The sequence below is a fragment of the Pontibacter akesuensis genome, assembly GCF_001611675.1.
GTDB lineage: Bacteria > Bacteroidota > Bacteroidia > Cytophagales > Hymenobacteraceae > Pontibacter > Pontibacter akesuensis.
The window spans coordinates 3,594,389-3,616,576 of sequence record NZ_CP014766.1 but is presented as its reverse complement, the minus strand read 5'-3'; the positions used below and the strand labels follow the sequence as shown (position 1 = coordinate 3,616,576).

Below are 22,188 nucleotides of genomic sequence, written 5' to 3'. Positions count from 1 at the left end.
CGATTGTTCCACGGCCTGCAGATCTTTGCCCGTGCCTCCTCCCTGCTTGCAGAAAAAGAAAAAAAGCCAGCTGTTTGGGCTGGCTTGAAGGCAACTGCATGATGCACCGTGCTTATCTTTTTTTGATGTATTTATCGTAGATGATGTAGCCGATAAAAAGGGTCAGGCTGACGGCCGAAACCCAGATTAAACCGCTTTTCAGGCGGTCGTTATTCTCTCCAAGCCAAGCCAGCAGCACTGTTAGCGGTATAATACCCGCCAGTGTGGCAAACAGGAATTTGAAATAGCCCATGCGTGCCAGGCCAGCCACAAAACTTACTGCGTCGTTCGACAGGAAAGGCGAAATACGGGCAATGATCACTGCCCAGATGCCGTATTCATCCACAAAGCCAACAATCTTCTGCTCAGATTTGCGCCCAATCAGTTTGCTTACGCCTGCTTCGCCCAGGCTGTGCCCGATCCAATAGCCAATAGAGGAGGCAACCACCACGGCTGAAATGGCGATAACGGAGCCCCAGAAGGGGCCATAGGCAATGATGGCCACCAGCATCAGCGCCACCACGTTTATGACGAGCAGGAACATCTGCGCTACCATGGCAGCGACAATGAAGAATGGCCCCCAGAAGCCGAACTGCCCCACCCAATCCGAAATGCGCTGCTCATCGCCGCTTGAGAGCACGCTCCAAGCCTCCTTCACGCCTTGCTGAAAGCCGGGGAAAATAAAGTAGGACGCAACCAGAGCCGCTATAATCAGCCCGGTGATGATCAGAGGCACCTTGCTTTGCTTCCCATCATCAGCGCCTGTGCCAATGTTGTCGCGGTCCAGGTTTTCGGTGCTCATCTGCGTTGGGTCATCGCTGTGCGGGCGGTTCCGGTGCTTTATGTCGTGCTGCTTTTTATTCATAGCGCTTGTTCCGTCGGTTCTCTTTCCTTAGACGGAATGCCCTGTTTCTTTGTTGGCGTTTCTGCAACAGCGGCAGGTGGAATGTACTTATAAGTATAGCTACCTGACCTGCTGGGTTGCCGCACCTGGTAGTGGATGTGCAGGTGCTGGTAGTGAGGGCCCATGGTATTGCTCATGTGCCGCTGCACCAGGCTTGGCTCCAACGGCTTATCCTGTGGCTCTGGGTTGCCTTCTCCGTAGGCGATAGCCGCCACAAGGCCCGCCACCAGCCCGGAGATGTGCCCCTCCCACGATACGCCTTCATCGTTCGGAAACAGTCCGTAAAAGAGGCCGCTGTACAGGAACAATATAGCCAAGGAAACGGCCATGGCACCGCGGTTCTGGCGCAAAAAACCGTTAAACAGCAGGAAACCCGCCAACCCGTACACCACGCCGCTCGCCCCGATGTGGTACGACTGCCGCCCGATGAGCCAGGTCAGGAGCCCACTTAAAAGGTACACCAGCACCATCACCTTCACGGCCACATTGCGGTGCATATAAAGTATAAAGCCCGAAAGCAGCAGCAGCGGGAACGTGTTGGAGAGCAAGTGCAGCAGATCCCCGTGTATCAATGGGGCAAAGAACACCCCGATCAACCCGAAAAAGCTGCGCGGCAACACCCCCAGAAAGCCCAGGTTGGCACCGGTGAGGTAGCTTAGCAGGCTAACGAGCCACATGAGGGCCACAAACAGAAATCCGGGCAGAAAACTGTAGCCAAAGTGAAGTTCCCTTTCGGTGAGGTGGTAGGCGCCTTGTTTGGGGGTGAAGGTGGACATGCTGTGCAACTGGTTTTCTTAAAGATAAGCAAATGAACAAAAACGGCAGGTATGTGCTTTACCTCTTTAGCAGATTTACGTAGAGTATGCCCTGGCGGTGCCCACTTACGGTTTACAGCCCGGGTTGTATAAAGGACCTGCATCAAACATAAAAACAAGATACGCCTGAAAAAAGCGTTATCAGATACATATGCAACGGAAAAGAACCCTATATGCCCCTATAAAACTTTGCCTGCTGCCCCTGCTGGTACTCCTGCTGGCTGGCTGCGAAGGTGCGGATACACGGCAGCCGGCGCATGCCCAGCAAAAGTCAGAACCCTCAGAGCAGCGAAGGCCTTACGTGCGTTCATCCTCCCTCATCGAGGCACTGGAAGACAGCAGTTCCTACTGGGTAGACTCAGTGTTTAATGCGCTGTCGCCGGAGGAGCGTATTGCGCAGCTGATTATAATTGAGGCATTCTCTGACCAGGGCGAGCGCTATGAGGCAGACGTGATGCACCTGGTGGAGAAGTATAAAATCGGGGGAATGATCTTTTTTCAGGGAGGACCGGTGCGGCAGGCCATGCTCAGCAACCGCTACCAGGCTGCCTCCAAGGTGCCGCTTTGGTTCGCCATGGATGCCGAAACAGGTGTGGGCATGCGCCTTGACTCGGCCATGTACTACCCCTCCCAGCAGATGCTCGGCGCTATCTCCGATAGTGGCCTGATTCACCGGATGGGCATGGAGGTGGCCAGGGAATTCCGTCGCCTGGGCATGCACATTAATTTCGCACCGGTAGCCGACATCAACAACAACCCCAACAACCCCGTGATTGGCTCCCGGGCATTTGGAGAGAACAGGCTGGATGTAACCGCCAAAAGCATCGCCTACATGCAGGGCATGCAGTCTGGTGGCATTGTGGCGGTGGCCAAGCACTTCCCGGGGCATGGCGACACCGACGTTGATTCTCACCACGACCTGCCGATTATTCCCTTTGGCCGGGAGCGCCTGGACTCGCTGGAACTTTACCCCTTTCGCGAGCTGATTGAGCAGGGCGTGGGCGGCATTATGGTGGCGCACATGCACATCCCCCAGCTCGACCCTACACCCAACCTGCCCTCTACGCTGTCGAAGCCCATTGTAACAGGCCTGTTGCGTGAGGAACTTGGGTACAAGGGCCTCATCTTTACGGATGCCATGGTGATGAAAGGGGTAACCAAATACTTTGATCCGGGAGAGGCAGAAGCCAAAGCACTTATTGCCGGTAACGATGTGCTGGAGCGCCTGAACAGTGTGCCCAAGGCCATCAATGCCGTGAAGGCGGCCATCGAGCGTGGGGAGATAGCACAGGCCGAAATAGACCGGCGCTGCAAAAGAATCCTGCGGGCCAAGCAGTGGCTGGGGCTAGACAAGTATAAGCCAGTTAAGCTGGAGAACCTGGTAGAAGACCTAAACTATCCCGGCGCCGACGTGACCAACTGGGCCATTGCCGAGGCTGCTATCACCCTGCTAAATAATGAGAAAAGAGTACTACCCCTGCGCCCTGACAGCAAGCTGAAAATAGCCACTGTTTCGATCGGTGCCCGGCGTGTGACGGCCTTTCAGCGGCAGGTAAAGCAGCAGTTACCAGCAACCACCGACTTTTACATCTCTCGAAAGGCAACTGCTCGCGACACGAAAGCGCTCCTGAAAAAGCTCCGCAAGTATGATGTGGTGCTGGTGGCGCTGTACGGGCCAAGTGTGCGGCCGAGCAATAACCTCAATTACTCCAAAGCCTCCACACAACTGGTGCAGCAGCTGGCAGCCTCCAACAAAGCCGTTATCACCCTGTTCGATAATGCTTATACTTTGAACCAGTTTCCTGGAATAGAGAAAAGCCGGGCACTTATATTGGCCTATCAGTCCCATTTTCACTCACAGGCAGCGGCGGCACAGCTTATTTTCGGCCGCATACCTGCCCGCGGCACCTTGCCTGTAACCGTAAACAAGCATTATAGTGTCGGTGATGGCATAAACATGGACAAGCCGTTTATGGCAGGTGCGCGAAGCATCCTGAACCCCTGAACTACGTATGAAGATAGGATAGATCAACCTGAATTGAACAAAGATGAAAGTACTACCCTATACCCTTATTTTTTGCCTTTGCGCCGGCCTTTTGAGCTGTGAGAACAGCCGGGAGGTGGAAGGCAACGAAACGACAGCCACCAACGCAGAGGATACAGAGACCATTAAAGTGGTTAAAACCGGTGAGACCGCAGAAGAGGAACTGGAGGACTTCAGAACTTGGCTAAACAAACAAACCGAAAAGGGCGACGATGCCATCCGCAAAGAGTGGCCGAGCGTGAAAGAAGAACTGCGCGCGCGGAACGCAGAGCTGGAAAAGGACTTCGAAAACATGTCTGAGGAATCGAAGAAGGAGTATAGAGCGTTGCAGGAACGTTACAGCCGCTGGGAAGAGCGCCAGGAACGCCGCCAAAGCCAGCCCTTGGATGCAGCTAAAGTAAAGGAGTGGCAAAGCCAGCTCTTGGAAGAGCACCAAAATGTAGGAGCCATTGAGGCGGGCAATTTACGGGAAGCATACCTTGTTTTTATGGGTGATGTGCGTGCCAAGCGCCGCTCCTGGACACAGGACGACTGGGACTATGTGGACCATGTATACGGGAACCTGAACCAGCGCCGCAGCGAGGTGGAGGAGCAGTTAAGCACTGCCGATAACCTGAAGATAAGGGCTCTGCAAACAGAATATCTTGCCTTAGAAGGCAGCGCTGACACGCAAAACATGGTACAGAAAGTGGAGTAACAGCTAGTTATTGCAGTTGCCATAATCTAAAATCCCCAGATCGCATTCTTCTAAAAGAGTAAGATCAGGGGATTTTTAAATTATGGCTGGTGACTCTGCCGGGTTATACTTGCTTTGAGTATCCAGAGCATGGAAAGTATAAACACGTTGCAAGGCAGCAAATGGCTATTTCCGCTTGTTCAGCCTTACCCACTGCTGGGCTATAATGGTTTTGGCATCCGGTGTCTGCAGCGCATCCAGTTCCTCGGGAGAGAAACACAGAATCTCGATGTGCTCGTTTTCGCTTCCGTTTCCGCCGCCACTCGTTTTCTGGTGCGACACTTCGGCATAGTACAGGAGCACGTCTTCAGTGGAACCACCCGGGGAGGAGTAAAACCGGTGCAGGAACTCTAGCTTGTCTACCTCGTACCCTATCTCCTCTTCAATCTCACGTTTCATACTTGCCTCAGGCTCCTCGCCATCGTCCACCATACCGGCAACAATCTCCACCAGCTCCGACTCAGACCCAATTCGGAACTGGCGGGTCAGCACATACTCCTGCTTTTCCGTGTCGAATACCAAAGCGGCCACGGCAGTGCCCCGGTCATACTGCTCGCGGGTAAAGGTTTGCCCCTCCTGCTCCACCGTTAACTTATACATCTTAAAAAAGCCGTCGTAGGCTACTTCTCTTTTCTTGATCTCCATAGGTTGGTTTAACTGCTGTATCGGTTACAGCAGTGCGTTTATTTCTTCTATTTATAAATTGAAGTATAGCTTCGCATTCTGATGCGGCTATACTTGCTGTAGGCGTAATTTAATACTCATTGTTTTTTATAGCGGCCTTTTGCGTGCTTTCCGTTAAGGAAGATTCCGACAGCGGCGTCTCGCTCTCATAGCCCCTGGCCCGTGCTTTGCCAATGCCCCCCTCTCCCGGCAGGAAAGAGTTGCCCAAGCCAAGGATTCCCGTCATCAGGCCCGGAGAGAGCTTGTGGATGAAGGAGGCTATTTTGGCCGGAATGGTTGTTGTGACCGACGCATCGCCGTAGCGCAGGGCATCAAGCACTTTGCTCGCGGTGGCCTCTGCGCTCATGGAGGTAAGCGGGTTGGAGTCCACGATTTTAAAGATGGCATACTCCTTTTTATGCTGCCCCTTCGCAATAGCGTTGCGCGGGCTCCCCGACCGGATCAGACCGGGTGTGGCCGTGGTTACGCTTATGTTGTACTGCATCAGCTCGGCCCGCAGCCCCTCCGACAAACCCACCAGCGCAAACTTGGCTGCGCTGTAGGGCACCAGGTGCGGCACCCCAATCTTTCCCCCGATGGAGGCAATGTTCAGAATTCGGCCACCGCCGCGCGCGCGCATACTAGGCAGCAGGGCCATGGTGGTGTAAATAGGCGCCCAATAGTAAATGTTGATGGACTCCTCGAACTCCACATCCGTCATCTCGGTAACCGGACCAGCCTGTATCACACCCGCATTGTTTATCAGCACGTCGATGGGCCCGAATTCGTTTGATACTCTGGCAATCATCGTCTCCACCTCAGCCTTTACGGTTACATCGCATGGCTGCACCCATACATCGGCTCCCATGTCCGTTAGCTCTAAGCGAGCATTCTCCAGCTGCTCTGCGTTTCGGGAGCACAGCACCAGCCTGGCGCCCTCCTGTGCCAGCTGCCGGGCCATCACCAGCCCCAGTCCGCGTGCGCCGCCGGTTATCAGCACCACTTTGTTGCGGAAGTCGTATGCTTCCATTTTTCGCACGGCGGCTCGGGTTGCCAGCAACGTGGCAGCTCCGGCGGCCAGCCACCACAGTTTGTTTTTGGAGTCCTTTTTCATTGTATCGTTTGCTCACATAAAAGTAAAGGCAGGCGCATCACACGCCTGCCTTTACCTCTACGTCGGTAGTTACGAGTGGTTAAGTTTGCCGCGCAATGCTACTGCTTGCGGGAGAATAGTTTGTTTTTGATGACCGGCGTATACTGCAGTTTGATCGCAGCCACGCCAAAGTGGTCTTTTGTGGCGGCATTGCCCAGCCGCGGACCAATGTTGTCCAGGAAATCGGTGGTGGTGATGTGGTACATCAGTTCGGGTGCTATGCTGAACTCATCATTCACCCTAAACCGCAGCCCGCCGCCAAAGGGAATTACAGCTGCAAAAGCCGGATAGTCCCGCTCCGGGTCGTAGGTGGTTTGAGAGTCGTCCAGGTCGCCCTGGCCCGGAAAGGAAGTGGCGCTATAGTAAACCGCCCCGATCCCGGCGCGCATATAGGGCACCACAAAACGCTTCCGGCTCGAACGGTAATTTCCTGAGCCGGCATAACTGTCGAGCAGGTTCAGAACACCGGTAACAGAAAACTGAATTACTTCAGATTCAAAGGCGATGTTGAGGGTACGGTTAACGTCTTTCTCAACCGCACCGAGTTGAACGTAATCGAGGTTGGCGTTAACACCCAGGTAAGGCGTGACTTTGTATAAGGCACCCACACTGGCGTTAGGGCCGAAGTTATTACAACCCCAGCTACCGCAAATATCGCTTTTAATGGCTGCAATACCTGCCCCAACTACAACCACCACGCCACGCTCCTGCATTCTGCTGGCCTGGCTCCTGCTTCTGTTCCTGTATTGCGCAGTCGCATCCCAGGGCAATGCACATAAAATTAATATAAGGAGAATAGAAGAATATAGCTTCCTGTTCATGGTCCAGACAGGGTTAATGATTTTTTAGGCAACTTAAAGAATACAGCACACTTCGCTTAGGATTACAGGGACACAGCATGCATGGCAGCAGCCTGTAGTTACCCCTTAAAAATGCACAAGAAAATGCTGTTCCGCGGATTTACCCTTTTCTACGTTCTTTCTATTATAAAGATGGTATATAAAAGATTATTCTATCAGAATATTAAAATAAGAAAATTCAACCATTCAACATACCCCTGCGCGTACAAATCCTCGTCTTAATGCCGTCCCTTGCGCTTCAGCGGTAGGGCATTTTGCTGTACAGCTTTCGGCCATACTTCTGCCGGGAAAAACATGTACTAGTTCTCTAACGACTTCCCCTTCAGGTTTGTGTCTACCTGCTTTAAGAAATTAAGCACTAATTGGGCGGCATCAGGATAAAAAGCCTGATTTACCTGGTCAAAGTCATCGGTGGTTTTATGGTAGTGTGGATGGTCTTCTACCCCAAAGTATATATACGGAATGCCTCTTTTGTGGAACATAAAATGATCTGACTGGTTCGTCCAGTCGTTGTGTCCCTGCTCAGGGCGGTCGTGGCCAAGCAGTAGCTTAGCCTGTGGCAGCGGCTTTACCTGCTGCACGTGTGGTATAAGCTTCGGGTAGTGGTGCGTGCCGCTGGCGTACAATTCTCCCTTGTTGTTGATGCTGAGCATGTCCATGTTCACGTTGAGCAGGATGCGGTCGAGCGGCACAGGCGGGTTCTCCAAAAATGCGTTGGCTCCCTGTAATCCGAGCTCCTCGCCATCTAGGGCGGCAAAAACCAGTGTGTGCCTGGGAGGATGCTTGGCAAAATAGGAGGCCGCTGCGAGCAAGGCTCCAACACCGGAGGCATTGTCATCAGCCCCGTTGAAAATTTCGCTCTCGCGCTGCCCCACATGGTCGTAATGCGCTGTCACCACAATAACCTTATCAGACTTTCCGGGGATATACCCCACCAGGTTTGTGGCCTGAGGCACCTGCGCCCGCTCATAGTCAATCTTAAAGTGCTGCTCAAAACTATCACCGAAAGGCTTCAGCCCCACTTGCTTAAAGCGCTTAAGCAGGTATTCCTGAGCCATGGCGCTGCCCGCTGTACCGCTGCGGCGCCCCTGCATGGAGTCTGCGGAAAGTGTCTGCACATCCTGCAGCAGTTGTTTGCTGTCCAGTTGCTGGGCTGTGCCCAGCAGCGGCATGGCCAGTATAAAAGCAAAAGCGAATGTCTTTTTCATCATCAGGTATAAACTGTAAGGTAGTATAAGCTGCCGAAACCGCCAAGTATGGCTACTTAGATCTTCGGCCAAGGCACCCAGCTTTTCTGCCTGCTTTGCTGCTTCTTGCGCTCAGCGGCGGTTACGGGGTGGCGCTCCATCTCCTGCGAAAAGCCGTTCTTATGCTGCTCCACCTCTCCCTTCGGCACCCAGCCGTTGCGCATGTAGGTTTTCACTGCGCTCACCAAAACCTGCAGGTCAGTGTACTGTAGTACGTCGTATTCTATCGCCTGTATCATCTTGTGCTATTTTTGAGGTTCAAATCTACACAGGAGGTATTGCAAGTGGCGTGCCACTACGGGGGCTAAGGGCGAAAGTTGCGACCAAAAATTTGTTTCTAAAACAAGTTAGCCAGGCGGTGTGCCTGGCTAACTTGTTTTAGTCTTTTACCTTAATGTAAGTGGGCAACTCCACTGGCCCGATTGAGGTTTTGATGGTGGGTTTTATCTGCAGACTTAGTTTGGGTGCATCAGGATCCTTCTGGTTGAGCATCGTGGCCAGTTGGAGTAGCTTGTTCAGATCCGTGTTTCCCGCTGCATCTGCCGCAAATTGTAGCGGAGACTTTACCGTGATGGTATTCAGGCCGTTGCGCAGCTCCACCGGCTCACTTACGATACCGCTAAGGGTTTGCTCCTCCCCTACCAGCAACTGCCACTTGAGCTGAGTTACCGTCATCGTCCGCTCCTCACTTCCTTCCGGCAGCTGCACATTCAGGCCAATGGTGGAGGTGGCATTGAGGTTGTTTTTAGAGAAAGCCGAGAACAAACGGGTGGCATCGCTGAAAGAGAAATCCTGCGGCCCCTTTTTGTTTAACAGGTTAATGCCGTTCAGCACCAGGCTATCGACACCAGCCAGACTATACTCAGCCTCTTTAAAGGCCTCCACATCATTTTTGGTATTACAGGCGAAGCCGAACAAAAGCATCGCCAGCACGAGCACATAACTGCTTATTTTTCTTGTCATTCTATTCTTTGTTTTTAACTACCTTCCCGGAGCCCGACACGCTGGAGTTACCGCTACCGGTATAGTATACGCGGCCACTTCCACTGATGTCGGCATTCAACTGCTCGCTAGCATTTACCTCTGCCTCGCCCGAGCCCGAGATGCTTATGCTTACCTCTCTGGACATGGCATCCTGCGCTTTATACTTGCCCGATCCGGAAATAGAGACATCCTGTCTGTTTGCCATCCCTGCTGCACGAATTGTGCCAGAGCCGCTTATATCAGCGTCCAGCCGCTCGGTTGCCACCCGCAGCAGAATATCGCCCGACCCGGAAACGCTTGTGTCAAACGCGCGGCTCTCGAACATATCCTTTAACTCAATGTATCCCGAGCCGCCCACGTGCGCCCGCTGCAGTTCCGGTACGGTAATGTATACTTCCACCGGCTCATGGTTCCGGAGACAGCGGTCAAACTCCACGCTCCAAACGCCATCCTCCACTTTTGTTTCCAGCTCATCCAGCACATTCGCCTGCCCGCGTACTTCCACCGATTGCTGGCTGCCCCGCGAGATGTATACTTTTGCATTCCCCGATACGTCCACCCCACTGATGTTTGCCAACTGTAGGCTGCGTGTCTCTGTTCCGCCCTCGCCTTCGAGGCAGAAGCCATTGTCATCGCAGGAAAAGGAGAGAAGCGCCGTAGCAAGCAGCAGGGAGGTTAGTTTCAGGAATTTCATAGTTTCAGGGGCTTGATGGTCAGGTTAGACAGCAATATACCAAAAACAAAATAAAAGGCCACACCTGCTGCAGGTGTGGCCTTTTATTTTAAGTGAAGGGTAGTTTAACTCAAATGTCCAACTTTTTGCCCTTTCTGGTTTACCAGATCGCCTTCATCCGAAATGAACACGGTTTTCATGTAATCGCTCTCAAAGTAGTAGGGAAAGTCCCTGTTCCCGGTTCTGGCCAGCTTGCCGATGATGACCGGCCCCCGCTCGGTTACGTGCACCAGGTGCATGTTATTGGTTAAGTAAAACTGCTCGCGCGGCGCCTTGCTAAATACCACCCGCGACAACACCATGCGGCTGTCCAAAGAGGCCGAAGCGGCTGTGTGTGTTTCGGTGGCACGTGCGGTGGCTTTGCGGGATGGCGTTGTGGCGATCATGCGCTGGTCCGGCTGCGGCGCCTTGGCACTTGCCAGCAGTTGGTCATTGGCACTGCGCCAGCCTTTGCTGATGGCCGCTAAGCGGTAGCTACGGCCAGGGTGCGTGCGCGAAGACTCATCCTCAGAAAGCAGGTTGATGGCCGCCTGGGCCTCGGCCATACTTGCCCCCATTTTGCGCAGCACAAAGCCTGAGAACTCATCCGCCTCCAGTTCATCAGCAGGGTTGCTTCCTGCCCTGCTCAGGGTATGGCCGTTCAGGTGGTGGCCAATTTCATGGGCCAGTATACTTACACCGCCCCAATCGGTGTGCACAGCGTTATTGATGGAGGCCAGGAAACGCTCGCTATACAGAATATAGCGCTCGCCGTTGTAAACCACCGCAGCGGCATTGTCTATATCGGCGGCACGAAGCTCAAAGCGCGGTTTCAGGCCCACCACGTTTATTATTTCCTGTACAATGTCACGGGCACCATCTCTGGCAGTAATGGTAGTAGTTGTTTTCGTAGTTGAGGGAGCCGCTACGGAGGCGGCAGAAGCCACCTGCCCAAGCACCGGTGCGAGGGCCAGTCCCAATGCAATTGTAAGTTTCTTCAAGTATGGCATAATGGAAAGTCTTGTATGTGAAGCAGCTTTACCTAAAAAACGCAGAAGATGCTGCTTCTAGTATAGTAGCAAGTATTTTGCCAGAAAAGCGGGACAGGGACGAAAAACCCGCATAAAACAGTGCAATTTTCTGGCCTGTGCAACAGCAAATGGCGGCAGCCGGAACAATGGCACTTTAGCAGGTTCAAAACTGATGCACCGGTACTGCCCTTGCTAGGGTTGCTGGTGGTGTCACTATCCAAAGGGTAACAGTTTATTGCGGGAGCCCCCACAGTTATGCAATACCTGTTGTCCTGTCGATTCCCTTTAGTTTTTAGATGAAGTATGGAAAGAGCTTTTGGTGCTATGCCGGGAAATCGTACCTGATTTTGTTTTTTTGATCAGATGTCTGTACATTTAATAGCGTTTAAAAAACCGACTTTACCTTTGCCGTCCACTCTCTTTTATACTCATTTTAACACCCCGTCCTTAACCATATATGAGGACACGGCAGCAAAACTAATTGTAGTTAATGCGCATGGTGTTGTACCCTCAGCTGTTTACCGTAAGGGCATGGATACCGCTGTTGAAGTAGCTATACAGAAGCAGCTGCCTTACTGGCTGGTGGATAATAAGGAAGGCGGCATCATCACCACGGAAGACCAGATCTGGGCAGGTGAAGTTTTGGTGCCTCGCATCGCCTATGAGTCCAGCGTCAGGAAAATGGCCCTGGTGGAGCCCGTAGACGTACACAGCAAGCTAATTCTGGAGGACATGATGGACAAGGCGCAATCCATATTTGATTTCGAGATGCAGTTTTTTCAGGAAAAGGAGATTGCCTATATCTGGTTCAAAGACAGCCTGTCTACCGCGCTTCTTTAAACGTACTAATCTTCAGTATTGATGTAGCGAGCTACATGGTTCCTGCCGGCTTGGACACCGTAATGAACTGCGGCACTTCTACTGCTCCCACCGGCGTTTGCACTGTGGGTCTGATCTGAAGGGTCAGGCTCTTGCGAAGGTCTTCCCGCTTGGCCAGCAGCGTCATCAGCTTAGACAGGCCCTCATAGTTGCGTATTCCCTCCGCCTCGCTCATCATCACGGTTGTGTGTATCGGCAGTTCGTTTAGGCCTTCGCGCAAGTGCATGGGCTCATTTACCACCCCCTGCAGCGTCTGCTCCCCGTCTACCAATAACTGCCACCTCAGTTTTGTGATTTCCATACTTCGGTCTTCGCCCGCCTCAGGCAGCTGTACGTTCAGGTGCAGCGTAGTACTGGCCTGTAGCTTGTTATCTGAAATGGAAGCCAGCAAACTGTCCCCCTCCTGAGTGGTGAAATCGTTGGGGCCACGCTTCTGCATCACATCCACCCCATTCAGTGTCACGTCCTGCACTTCCTGCAGGCTATACTTTGCCTCGGTGAAGGCTTTCAGGTCACTTGCCTGCTTGCAACTGGCGCTAAACACCAGCAGCAGGAACCATAGGTAGGTTTTGTACTTGTTCATCTTTTGTAGCGTATCGACAGCCAACCTAAGCAAATTGCGATCCAGAGGTGCAGGCAGTGCCCTAAATTTCACAACGGCCACACTTCAGCTAAATCAGTTTAACACAGGCTCAACGAACCTTCCCTTTAAAAATTTTAATACGGCTGCAACAAGTATTGAAGACATAAGCGATACAAGAACTTATACTTGCCGCAAAGTCAAAAAGGCGGCTCCCGCTGATGCAGGAGCCGCCTTTGGTCAACAAGTAAGCCAAACTATATTAAAGACTGAACAGGTACGCTAATGACACGCCTAACACACGGTTCCTCTCCTTGACATCGTCCTCTTCGAAATCATACACACTTGATAATCCAAAGCCATACCTTACATCCAGGTTAAGTGAACCGGCCCCTATTTTATAAGCAAGCCCTACTCCGACACTCGCACCAAGCTCTGTGCGGTTATAATCCTCATCCTCATCAAAGTCTATCTTTTCGTCCACAGTCTCCGTTACTTGCTCACCGTCAAAGTCGGTGTAGCTCACCTCACCCTCAACTTTACCGCTCATCCAGTAGCCGATGGATGGACCTGCTGTTACGAAGCCTTTCAGGCTTTCGCTTCCGAAGGAGAGCTTTGCAAGAAGCGGCACCTCTAAATAAGTAGTTTTAACCTTCCCTTCCGTTGAGAAACTCCCAAACTCATCTTCCTCAGAATACTCCTCTTTGGCTCCTTTTTGCACTACCAGAATTTCCGGCTGAAAAGAGAGCATATCACTTAGCATCACATTGGCAACCGCCCCTACTTGAAGGCCAGTAACTGACTCCACCTGATCATTCGCCTCATCAGCATCATCGCCAGAGTAGTTGATTTTTGCGAACGTGGCTCCCACGCGTGGGCCAACAGAAATTGTTTGCGCTTCAGCGGCATACCCCAGGCATACCAATGACAGCATTGCGAGAAATAACTTACTTTTCATAGAAGGTAGGAATTGAATAATTTTATGTTCAAATGTTCAACAATAAAGATCTTATTTCCAAACCTCTATATTAATATTTCTGAAAAATACTCAAAAGTGGGTATGCTATAAGCGCTTCTAACGCTTTACAGGGTTCTGAAAAAGCAAAAAAGGCGCCCTGTGTGGGACGCCTTTTTTTTAGCATAACTTCAGCTGCCTATTATAAAACATCTGCAAAAGATAAGCGGCTATTTAAACATGCCTTTCAGCTTGGCCAGCTTTGCCTGGAAATCATCCATCGGCTCTTCTTCGCGCTCTTTGCGGCCGCCCTTGGTAGCGTTGCTGTTCTGGCGGTTGCCACCACCAGCAGACTTGGCTGCTGCCGGGTCACCTTTCACACTTAGCGAGATACGCTTTCGGCTTTCATCCACCTCCAGCACCGTCACCTCCACCTTCTGCCCCACTTTCACCACCTCGTTCGGGTTGCTCACAAAGCGATCAGACAAATGGCTCACATGTACGAGTCCGTCCTGGTGCACGCCAATGTCCACAAAAGCGCCAAAGGCCGTGATGTTAGTCACAATGCCCGGGAGCTTCATACCAGCGCGCAGGTCTTTCATTTCGTTTACCCCCTCCGTAAAACTGAAGGCCTCAAACGTCTCGCGCGGGTCGCGTCCTGGTTTGGCCAGTTCACTCACGATGTCCTGCAGGGTGGGCAGACCAACAGTTTCAGTCACGTACTTTTTCAAATCGATTTTTTTTCGCAGCTCATCGCTCTTGATCAGGTCCTGCACTGTCACGCCCAGGTCTTTTGCCATCTGCTCCACAATAGGGTAGCTTTCCGGGTGCACTGCCGAGGCATCGAGCGGGTTCCTGGCATCGCGGATGCGCAGGAAGCCTGCTGCCTGCTCAAAAGCCTTATCACCCAAACGCGCTACTTTCTTCAGTTCTGTGCGGGTTTTGAAAGGGCCATTTTGGTTACGGTACTCCACAATGTTCTGCGCCAGGGCAGGCCCCAAGCCCGACACGTAAGTTAGCAGCTGCTTGCTGGCAGTGTTTACTTCCACACCCACGGCGTTTACGCAGCTCATCACTACGTCGTCCAGCGAGTGCTTCAGGGCAGATTGGTCCACATCGTGCTGGTATTGGCCTACGCCAATGCTCTTCGGGTCGATCTTCACCAGTTCTGCCAGCGGGTCCATCAAACGGCGCCCGATAGAAACGGCACCGCGAACGGTTACGTCCTGGTCCGGGAATTCCTCACGGGCTACATCAGAGGCCGAGTAAATAGAGGCTCCACTCTCGTTCACCATCAGCACCTGCACCGAAGCCGGCAATTTCAGGCCTTTTACAAAAGCCTCAGTCTCGCGACTGGCCGTACCATTTCCGATAGCAATTGCCTCTACTTCGAATTTATCTACCAAATACTTCACATTCTGGGCGGCTTCCATGGCTTTGCCCTGGCCGGTGTGCGGGTACACCGTTTCGTTGTGCAGCAGCTTGCCCTGCTTGTCGAGCACCACCAGTTTGCAGCCTGTTCTGAAGCCGGGGTCCAGGGCCAGCACCGTGCGCTGGCCAAGCGGCGAAGAAAGCAGCAGTTGGCGCAGGTTATCGGCAAACACACGGATAGCCTCCTCGTCGGCACGCTTTTTAGAGCTAAGGCGCACTTCCGTTTCCATACTTAGCTTGAGCAGGCGCTTATAGCAGTCTTTGGCCGCCAGACGCACCTGCTCCGAGGCAGCGTTGTTGCCCTGCACAAACATGTTTTCGAGTCTCGCCACAGCAGCTTCATCCTCCGGCTGGGCTGTCAGCATAAGCACCATCTCCGTTTCGCCGCGGCGCATGGCCAAAATGCGGTGCGAAGGCGCTTTCTCAATTGGCTCCTCCCACTCAAAGTAATCCTTGAATTTTTGACCTTCTTCTTCCTTGCCCATCATTACGCGGCTCTTGAACACGCCCTGCTTCTCGAACAGCTGGCGCATCGTAGCACGCGCCTCGGCATTTTCGTTCATCCACTCCGCCATAATATCACGGGCACCGGCCAGTGCCTCGGCAGTGTCTTTCACCTCTTTTTCTTCGGAGATAAAGTTGGCAGCCTCGGCCTCCACATCGAAGTTCTCCTGCTGAAACAGGCGCTCTGCCAGCGGCTCCAGCCCTTTTTCACGGGCAATGGTGGCACGCGTGCGGCGCTTGGGCTTGTACGGCAGGTAAATATCCTCCAGCACGGCCATGGTTTCGGCAGCCATTATCTTTGCCTCCAGTTCCGGCGTCATTTTCTCCTGGTCGCGGATGGACTTGAGGATGCTTTCGCGGCGCTTGTCCAGCTCACGCAGCTGCTCCATCCTGTCGCGGATGGCCGCAATCTGCACTTCGTCCAATGAGCCGGTTACTTCTTTGCGGTAGCGGGAAATAAAGGGAACGGTGGCGCCTTCATCGAGCAGGGCGGCAGTGGCCTCCACTTGCTTGATGGTGATGGCAAGCTCCCGGGCAATTTTTAAAAGGTGTTCTAAATTAGGTTCCATATAATGCTGTAAGACAATTGTCTGCTGTTGTTGTTTGGGCAAGTATGGCGGGAAGTATACAGCAGAATGTGCATACGCATCTCTCCTCTCCCTCCTGCCACAGCTGCCTTCAATGCTGCTTTACTTAATTTTGATGCGCACTTGAAACGTCAAATTTAAGCCTTATTGCTTAACCTGAAAACATTATCTGCTGAAAAGGCCTTTAGGAGAAGCGGCACGAACCCAACATCCAGCAGCTCAAGTTGATTTGCTGGGGCTGCTACTGAAAAGCGCTGTAGCAAATGCTGTTCAGCGGAAAGGTCGCGACCTGTCCCTACAAAACCCCTCCCCAACCCTCCCCTAAAAACAGGGGAGGGAGTTTGGCTGAAGCTCGGTCAGCTGTTGTTTTCTGAATTGATTCCAGTCCTTGGGTTGAGCGCCTTTGGAGTTTTTCGGTCCCGCGTGAGCGGGATTGCAAAGCGAAGCGAGCAAAGAAAAGCTCCCAGCGCGATGCCCGAGGACGAGGCCTCGCTTATATAGGGCCCCTACCCCAGCCGTGAGCGCTCCAAAGGCAGAAGTGAAACAGTAGGCAATTGGGAACTGTAGGATGAACGGCAGCTAGTAAGCATAGCTTGGCTGAAGTTGCGGAAAGCAGTGGCAATGCAAGTATGGCTGAAGCAATCGACGGCACAAGCGGACGCTTGCGCCAGGAAGTGTGACAAGTATAGCGGCTATGCAAGTATAGCTGACACAGGTATTGCCGAGGCCAAGCAAGTATGGCCTTACAAGCCAGTTGAGTTGCAAACTCAACATCACCGTTAGACACGAGTTGGAACCTCACGCCAGTGGGCCAGCACACGAAGTATGGTTGCAGCTAGTAGAGGCAACTGAAGACACAAGCAGACGCCTACGCCAGGTAAGGCTTAGGGGCTTGTTGAACGCAAAGATGGCTCTACTCAAAGGTCGGGTATTCGTGCTATGACAACTCCACTCAAAGCACCCATAAATTCACTACATTTGATGCCAGCTTAAAAACCCAATTTACCCGAGTCATCAGGTATTGGGCAGGATATTTGAGTTGAAGCCAGCACCGGGCAACTTTATACTTTGCCGGGGCAGAAGAAAGATAAACCACCACGTGAAATTCAAGCATCGCTCCACTTTCTTTTACATCCTGCTAACGCTGCTGCTGCTCACAGCCTGCGTGGTGCGCCCCATAGACCGCTCGCCTTACCAGGAAGCAGAGTATTACGAGGAAACGCTCGAGGACCTGCAGGAAAGCCCGGTAGAGGTAATACAGGGCGATACGGTACAAGTGGGCTGGGCCAAGGTGAACATCACACCGCCGACCGGAACGCCGCTGGCAGGCTACGGCAAGCGCCTCGGCATGGACTATGAAACCGTGCATGACTCAGCCTGGGTGCGCACCTTTGCCTTCAGCAACGGGAGTACGCAAGCTTACTATGTGGCGCTCGACCTGCTGATTGTACCCATGGAGGTGCTGGCGCAACTGGAGAAAGCTTACCCTAAGCTGGGCCTGAAACCCGAGCAAGTATACCTGACGGCGACCCACAGCCACACCAGCTTCGGAGGCTGGGGCAAGAAACTAGGCATCAAAATCATGTCGGGCAAGTATGACGAGGAGCTGGTAAACGGGCTGGTGCAGCAGATTGTGGAAAGTATGCAGGCTGCAAAAGCAAACCTGCAGCCTACCAAAATCGGCTACGGCAGTACGAGCGCAGCCAGCCTGGTACGCAACCGCCTGCTCGACGACACCGACAACCCCTACTACAAGGACCGGCAGAACCGCGACACGCAGTTGCGCTTCGTAAAGTTTGAGCGCGCGGATGGCACCACGGCAGTACTGTCCTCTTTTGCGGCGCACCCTACCATACTTCCCTCCATGACGCCCACGCTCTCCCGCGATTACCCGGGTGTGCTGGTGGATACGCTGGAAGCCCGGGTTGGATTCTCCTCTTTCTCGGCGGGGGCGGTTGGCAGCCACAGCGCTATTTATTTTGACGGGGACACCTATGCCAGCACTGGCATGGTAGGTAGCCGCCTGGCAAAGCTGCTGCGCGAGGAACTGCGGGATGTACCGACAGCCTATGTGCAGACACTGGGGTATGGGCGGGTGCCGTTGGAGCTGCCGAAACCGAGCTGGCGCATCAGCAAAAACCTGCGGCTGGCTCCTTTCCTGTTCAACACGGTGTTTGGCAAACATCCCGCCTACGTTACTAGTCTGCAGGTGGGCGATATTGTGTTCCTGGGCGCTCCCGCTGATTATTCGGGCGAGTTTGTGGAGCAGATCGTACAGCAGGCGCAGGCACAGGGACTTTATGCTATCGTCACAAGTTTTAATGGTGGCTACATCGGCTACATCACCCCGGACAAATACTATGACCTAGACGAGTACGAAACGCGGAGCATGAACTTCTTTGGCCCCCACAGTGGCAGCTACCTCACCGAAATTATCCTGCTCCAACTGCAGCAGCACAAAAAGTAAATTTATACTTGCCGCGGCTTCCACGAACGTGAATAGTGCCTGTGCTATGCCCTTGCCTAAGAAATCCTATCAAAATACAATCTTAAAACAAGTATAAACCGAATATTACAACACCTTTCATCTCAAAGTTAAAAACATAAAACCCTGTACACTAGTTAAACATAGTATAGCTGATGCAATTCTGTGTCGGCTTTTGACTAATTTATTATTTCGAAGAGCTATGGAACTGATGATGATAGATATTACAAATTTGCTTTTCCTGACGGTAATCGGACTTTACGTGGTGCTATTGGGAATGATTCTGACGTACGTGTACTACGATGCGGAAATGCGCGGCATGAATGGGTGGGTGATCACGGCGCTGGCCTTTTTTGCAGGTACTGCCCTGGGCACGCTAATCTGGATTGCGCTACGACCTAAGCTGAAGCCAATACCAATACCGGTGAAAAGCTAAACTATTTAGGCGACACCACTGTTAAAAGCCGGCACCTTAAAAATGAGTATATTGTAGCTCGTTTTGCAGGTGCCGGCTTTTTTGCGTCCTATCCGGCATCTATTACCTTTTAAACGCATGGCTTTACAACCCGACATCACAGCAGAATCTATTTTTATACCTGTTACCGAAAAAGACACCCTGCACCTGAGGCGCTTTAGCCAGCAGCAACAGGGCGCACCGGTATTTCTGGTGCACGGCTCGATCGAGAACGGCCGCATCTTTTACTCCAACTCCGGCAAAGGCTTCGCGCCGTACCTGGCGCAGCAGGGCTACGATGTTTTCGTGGCCGACCTGCGCGGACGTGGCCAGAGCACTCCTGCCATCTCGGGCAAATCGAAGTTTGGTCTAACGGAGACGCTGCAGGAGGATTTCCCGGCTTTCATCAACAAAATAAAAGAACTGAAAGGCGATGTGCCGCAGCTGTGGGGCGCCCACTCCTGGGGAGGTGTGCTGATGCTGGCCTACCTGGCGCGGCCGGTTGTGCCCGTGGAGGTGCAGTCGATGGCCTTCTTTGCTACCAAGCGCCGTATCAGTGTGCAAAGCCTGCAGCGTTTTTTCATGATTGATGTGATGTGGAACCTGGTGGCCAACATTGCCGTGGCTACCACCGGGGCGCTGTACGCCAAAAAGCTGAAGATGGGCTCGGACAGCGAAACCCGCCTCACCCACAGCCAGACAAATGAGTGGGTGGAGCAACGGCGCTGGCTCGACTGGAACGATAATTTCGACTATGCCGCCGCCCTCCGTAACATGCAATTGCCACCGATTCTGTACCTTGCCGGCGCAAACGATAAGGTGCTGGGCCACCCGGAAGATGTGCAGCGGCTGAGGCAGGAAGCTGGAGCCAGCGGCAGCGAGTTCAGGCTGCTGGGCAAAGAGGCCGGCTACAAGCACGATTACGGGCACATCGATATCCTGACACACCCCGATGCCCCCGAAGATCATTTCCCGGAGGTGGTGGCCTGGTTTAAAATGCGGGAGACGATGCAACTGTTCCGCCCGCAGATGGGTCAGGTAAAGAGAAGGACAAACTTAACGTAAGGCATTAAATTTCATACATCACCCAGAATGACAACGATCAGAACAATTCTCCTGCTATTATTTGCCTCTTCCTTTCTGATGGGGTGCGAAAAATGCGCCAACGTTTCCTTCTCAGAGCCCACTCTCGCAGAAACTGAGTGGCTGGTGTACGGAAACCTACAAAAAGCAGTGGCAGATCAGCAGCGCGACTTGAAGGACACTATTCTGTTTCTGGATGAGGAGACGAAAGATACAATCCGCTACTTCCGCACCGGCATTTACGCCCAAAGCCTGCCAGGGGATGGTTACTCCATCGAGGACCAATGCATTGAGCAGCTGAACACTCAGATGACCAACATCATCGAAGACGAATCAAAGCGAAACCCGCTGCTCGCCACTTCCATCCTCTCCAAGCCCGATTCGCTGCTGATTCGCATTGGGGTAGACAAAACAGGCAGTTGGGCTATTGACCCGAATGGTGTAACCTTGCCGCAGATGCTAATAAATGGTAAAGAGTACTATGACGTCTATGAGCTCACCGGCACCGGCACCAAGCCCACAGATGTAAAGAAGCTATACTTCAACAAGGAGTATGGATTTCTGGAGGTACATTTTGTGAATGACAAAAAAAAGCTGTCTTTACTGGAAATTTTATAACCTTAAGTAAAACACAGCAGCGGCGGCCAACTAAACTTGGCCGCCGCTGCTGTGTTAAAGGGATATATACTTCTAATTCTTAAGCTGTCTGCTTTTTCAGTTCTCCGTTAATTTCCTGCAGTACCTCGAGGGCTGTGCTTACGTGCTCCAGTGGCTTCATCAGGGAGTTGTGCACAAAGCGCACCATGCCGCACTGGTCGATAATGTAGGTAACGCGACCGGGTAACAGCCCAAGTATGCGCGGCACGCCGAAAAGCCTGCGTACATTGCCATCATCGTCGCTGAGCAGCTTAAAGGGTAACTGGTGCGTTTGCTCAAACCGCTGGTGCGATTCGATGCTGTCGGAGCTGATGCCGACCACCTCAGCGCCCTCTTCCTGGAAAGACTCGTACTGGTCCCGAAACTCGCACGCTTGTTTGGTGCAGCCGGAGGTGCTGTCTTTCGGGTAAAAGTAAAGCACAACGTTCTTCTCCTTCAAAATATCATACAGGCGAAACAATCCTCCATCCTGGCGTCGCAACTCAAAATCAGGGGCCTTGTCTCCTACCTTTATAACCTCGTCTCTCATTCTGTTGTGTATGTTAACTAAAGTATAACACGCCAACTGTTAAAAAAGTTGGGCTGCAAAGGTAGTGACACTCAGCGCAAAACACCAAAGAAAGTGTACAATTATGGTGAGTGTCCTGTAATTTGGGCATCTTTGCGCCACGCTCTGCTCCTATGGCCCGAATTCACGTTATCATACCCGCTTACAACGAAGAGAAATCCATTGCCCTTGTGTTACGGGATATTCCCAAAGGCTTTGTGGAGGAGGTGATTGTGGTGAACAACAACTCCAGCGACAACACAGCCGCTGTTGCCGCCGCCGCAGGAGCCACGGTGCTGCACGAACCAGCCCCCGGCTACGGAAACGCCTGCCTGAAAGGAATAGCCTATGTTGCGGCCAAACCGCCGGAAGCCCAACCCGACATTGTTGTTTTCCTGGATGGGGACTACTCAGATTACCCCGGGGAGATGGTGCAACTGGTGGCGCCTATTCAGCAGGGGCAGGCAGACCTGGTGATCGGCTCCAGGGCCTTGGGGAACCGGGAACCGGGGGCCATGCTGCCGCAGCAAATCTTCGGCAACTGGCTTGCCACCAGCCTGCTGCGCCTCTTCTACGGTGCCCGTTTCACCGACCTGGGTCCTTTCCGCGCCATTCGTTTCAGTACCCTGCTGGCCCTGGGCATGCAAGACAAAACCTACGGCTGGACGGTGGAGATGCAGGCCAAGGCAGCTCGCCAGAACATCCCCTGTACCGAAGTGCCGGTCACGTACCGGAAGCGAATCGGCTTCTCCAAAATATCCGGTACCGTGAAAGGCACCATAATGGCAGGATATAAAATTATACTTACTATATTTAGATACTTGTAAGCCATGCTAGC

General features: G+C 52.7%; 22 protein-coding genes. 8 read left to right on the top strand and 14 right to left on the bottom strand.

The features are described 5' to 3' along the window. Positions 1-112: 112 nt before the first annotated feature. Positions 113-904: a TVP38/TMEM64 family protein gene (locus tag A0W33_RS15295; protein WP_229802280.1), complete on the bottom strand. Its 792-nt coding sequence runs from the start codon at positions 902-904 to the stop codon at positions 113-115. Then, a complete protein-coding gene (locus A0W33_RS15290) occupies positions 901-1,719 on the bottom strand; it encodes a rhomboid family intramembrane serine protease (protein WP_068838990.1) in 819 nt (272 codons plus the stop codon). Before A0W33_RS15290 ends, A0W33_RS15295 begins: the two co-directional genes overlap by 4 nt. Before the next feature lie 190 nt (positions 1,720-1,909). On the opposite strand from A0W33_RS15290, the gene A0W33_RS15285 reads away from it, so the two are divergent. Then, the gene (locus A0W33_RS15285; protein WP_068838989.1) at positions 1,910-3,763 is read left to right on the top strand and encodes a glycoside hydrolase family 3 protein; all 1,854 of its coding nucleotides are present in this window, start codon (positions 1,910-1,912) and stop codon (positions 3,761-3,763) included. A gap of 43 nt (positions 3,764-3,806) precedes the next feature. Continuing rightward, positions 3,807-4,499, top strand: a complete 693-nt coding sequence (locus A0W33_RS15280; protein ID WP_068838988.1) for a hypothetical protein — start codon at positions 3,807-3,809, stop codon at positions 4,497-4,499. Between the two features lie 165 nt (positions 4,500-4,664). Here the strand turns inward: A0W33_RS15280 and A0W33_RS15275 are convergent, their stop codons facing one another. The 8 genes from A0W33_RS15275 to A0W33_RS15240 all read right to left on the bottom strand — a co-directional run bounded on the left by A0W33_RS15275 (position 4,665) and on the right by A0W33_RS15240 (position 11,167). Beyond that, positions 4,665-5,183 (bottom strand): NUDIX domain-containing protein, encoded by a 519-nt coding sequence (locus A0W33_RS15275; RefSeq protein ID WP_068838987.1) that lies wholly within the window; start codon positions 5,181-5,183, stop codon positions 4,665-4,667. A 109-nt stretch (positions 5,184-5,292) separates the two neighbouring features. Further along, the gene (locus tag A0W33_RS15270; protein WP_068838986.1) at positions 5,293-6,315 is read right to left on the bottom strand and encodes an SDR family NAD(P)-dependent oxidoreductase; all 1,023 of its coding nucleotides are present in this window, start codon (positions 6,313-6,315) and stop codon (positions 5,293-5,295) included. A gap of 98 nt (positions 6,316-6,413) precedes the next feature. Next, positions 6,414-7,175: an outer membrane beta-barrel protein gene (locus tag A0W33_RS15265; protein ID WP_071890067.1), complete on the bottom strand. Its 762-nt coding sequence runs from the start codon at positions 7,173-7,175 to the stop codon at positions 6,414-6,416. A gap of 338 nt (positions 7,176-7,513) precedes the next feature. After that, positions 7,514-8,425, bottom strand: a complete 912-nt coding sequence (locus tag A0W33_RS15260; protein ID WP_229802282.1) for a M28 family peptidase — start codon at positions 8,423-8,425, stop codon at positions 7,514-7,516. 53 nt (positions 8,426-8,478) lie between these two features. After that, positions 8,479-8,700, bottom strand: a complete 222-nt coding sequence (locus A0W33_RS15255) for a hypothetical protein (RefSeq protein WP_082815263.1) — start codon at positions 8,698-8,700, stop codon at positions 8,479-8,481. Between the two features lie 139 nt (positions 8,701-8,839). Next, positions 8,840-9,424, bottom strand: a complete 585-nt coding sequence (locus A0W33_RS15250) for a hypothetical protein (protein WP_068838984.1) — start codon at positions 9,422-9,424, stop codon at positions 8,840-8,842. Between the two features lies 1 nt (position 9,425). Continuing rightward, positions 9,426-10,139 carry a head GIN domain-containing protein gene (locus tag A0W33_RS15245; protein WP_068838983.1) on the bottom strand — a complete coding sequence of 238 codons (714 nt, stop codon included), beginning with the start codon at positions 10,137-10,139 and terminating at the stop codon, positions 9,426-9,428. A gap of 104 nt (positions 10,140-10,243) precedes the next feature. Continuing rightward, positions 10,244-11,167, bottom strand: a complete 924-nt coding sequence (locus A0W33_RS15240) for a M48 family metalloprotease (protein ID WP_244888605.1) — start codon at positions 11,165-11,167, stop codon at positions 10,244-10,246. A gap of 552 nt (positions 11,168-11,719) precedes the next feature. Between A0W33_RS15240 and A0W33_RS15235 the strand changes: the two genes are divergently transcribed. Then, positions 11,720-12,028: a hypothetical protein gene (locus A0W33_RS15235; RefSeq protein ID WP_068838982.1), complete on the top strand. Its 309-nt coding sequence runs from the start codon at positions 11,720-11,722 to the stop codon at positions 12,026-12,028. 31 nt (positions 12,029-12,059) lie between these two features. Here A0W33_RS15235 and A0W33_RS15230 read toward each other — a convergent pair whose 3' ends face one another. The 3 genes from A0W33_RS15230 to A0W33_RS15220 form a co-directional block, all read right to left on the bottom strand. Further along, complete coding sequence (locus A0W33_RS15230; RefSeq protein ID WP_068838981.1) at positions 12,060-12,650, bottom strand: hypothetical protein; 591 nt, start codon at positions 12,648-12,650, stop codon at positions 12,060-12,062. A gap of 259 nt (positions 12,651-12,909) precedes the next feature. Then, positions 12,910-13,605, bottom strand: coding sequence for a porin family protein (locus A0W33_RS15225; protein ID WP_068838980.1), 696 nt, complete (start codon positions 13,603-13,605; stop codon positions 12,910-12,912). A gap of 227 nt (positions 13,606-13,832) precedes the next feature. After that, positions 13,833-16,106: a Tex family protein gene (locus A0W33_RS15220; RefSeq protein WP_068838979.1), complete on the bottom strand. Its 2,274-nt coding sequence runs from the start codon at positions 16,104-16,106 to the stop codon at positions 13,833-13,835. Positions 16,107-17,145: 1,039 nt separating this feature from the next. Here A0W33_RS15220 and A0W33_RS15215 point away from each other — a divergent pair. The 4 genes from A0W33_RS15215 (at position 17,146) to A0W33_RS15200 (ending at position 20,764) form a co-directional block, all read left to right on the top strand. Further along, positions 17,146-18,591, top strand: a complete 1,446-nt coding sequence (locus A0W33_RS15215; protein ID WP_229802286.1) for a neutral/alkaline non-lysosomal ceramidase N-terminal domain-containing protein — start codon at positions 17,146-17,148, stop codon at positions 18,589-18,591. Positions 18,592-18,811: 220 nt separating this feature from the next. Beyond that, positions 18,812-19,045: a hypothetical protein gene (locus A0W33_RS15210; RefSeq protein WP_068838978.1), complete on the top strand. Its 234-nt coding sequence runs from the start codon at positions 18,812-18,814 to the stop codon at positions 19,043-19,045. Between the two features lie 117 nt (positions 19,046-19,162). Next, positions 19,163-20,128: an alpha/beta hydrolase family protein gene (locus tag A0W33_RS15205; RefSeq protein ID WP_082815262.1), complete on the top strand. Its 966-nt coding sequence runs from the start codon at positions 19,163-19,165 to the stop codon at positions 20,126-20,128. A gap of 27 nt (positions 20,129-20,155) precedes the next feature. Further along, entirely contained in the window at positions 20,156-20,764 is a 609-nt protein-coding gene (locus tag A0W33_RS15200) for a hypothetical protein (protein WP_068838977.1), read from the top strand. A 79-nt stretch (positions 20,765-20,843) separates the two neighbouring features. Here A0W33_RS15200 and A0W33_RS15195 read toward each other — a convergent pair whose 3' ends face one another. Further along, positions 20,844-21,332, bottom strand: a complete 489-nt coding sequence (locus A0W33_RS15195; RefSeq protein WP_068838976.1) for a peroxiredoxin — start codon at positions 21,330-21,332, stop codon at positions 20,844-20,846. A gap of 152 nt (positions 21,333-21,484) precedes the next feature. On the opposite strand from A0W33_RS15195, the gene A0W33_RS15190 reads away from it, so the two are divergent. Continuing rightward, the gene (locus tag A0W33_RS15190; RefSeq protein ID WP_068838975.1) at positions 21,485-22,177 is read left to right on the top strand and encodes a glycosyltransferase family 2 protein; all 693 of its coding nucleotides are present in this window, start codon (positions 21,485-21,487) and stop codon (positions 22,175-22,177) included. Positions 22,178-22,188: the final 11 nt, after the last annotated feature.